This window comes from Marinobacter halodurans (assembly GCF_004327985.1).
Lineage (GTDB): Bacteria > Pseudomonadota > Gammaproteobacteria > Pseudomonadales > Oleiphilaceae > Marinobacter_A > Marinobacter_A halodurans.
The window spans coordinates 1-841 of sequence record NZ_SJDL01000164.1 but is presented as its reverse complement, the minus strand read 5'-3'; the positions used below and the strand labels follow the sequence as shown (position 1 = coordinate 841).

General features: G+C 59.3%; 1 protein-coding gene. It reads right to left on the bottom strand.

Annotated features, from left to right (window positions below; genetic code table 11):
• Positions 1-742, bottom strand: a 742-nt coding sequence (locus tag EZI54_RS23940; RefSeq protein WP_131484346.1) for an IS256 family transposase, incomplete at its 3' end; no start/stop codon positions are given.
• Between the last annotated feature and the right edge of the window lie 99 nt (positions 743-841).

Here is an 841-nt window from a genome sequence, read left to right as displayed (position 1 = left end):
GTGCCTTCCAGAAGCCCAGCGCACCGTCGCCCACAGCCAGCTTCGGGTGCAGATCCAAATGTCGGCTTTTCAGGCCCTGGAGTAACTCCAGCCAACTGGCTTCGGACTCCCGGTGGCCGTCCTCGACGGCGACCAGTTCCTTGCGGCCATGCTCGGTGACACCGACGATGACCAGCAGGCACAGCTTGTTGTCCATACGTACGTTGCTGTAGACACCATCGGCCCACCAGTACACATAGCGCTTCTGACTCAAGTCCCGGCGCTGCCAAGCCCTGTGCTCGTCCTGCCAGCGCGCCTTCAATCGCGATACCGTGTTGGCTGACAATCCCTTGGCCTGATCGCCGACCAATGCGGCCAAGGCCTCCTGAAAATCGCCGGAGGACACGCCTCGCAAGTAAAGCCAGGGAATCAGCTCATCCAGACTCTTGGCCCGCTTCAGATAAGGCGGCAACAGGGTGCTATTGAAACGGATGCCAGACCCACTACGGTCCCGCACCTTGGGCACTTGCACCTCGACGTCGCCCACACCCGTCTGAACATGACGCTGTGGCAGGTGGCCATTACGAACGACAGCCTGCCGACCGTCTGGCGTCTTGTGGTCCGCATACTGCTCAAGCAGCGCGGCCAACTCGGCATCCACGGCCTCGGCAATCAGCTTGCGGGCCCCGTTGCGGATCGTCTCGTGCAATAGATCCTGTTCTGACTCTGGTTGTGAAAGAGCGTGCAGGGTAGACTTTGACATGGCGTATCATTCCTCTGTTGGTTGTGATCTGGCGAGATCAACCAACAGGATACGCCACCTCTTCAACTTGCCTCCATACACCAGAAATCACCATAGCTC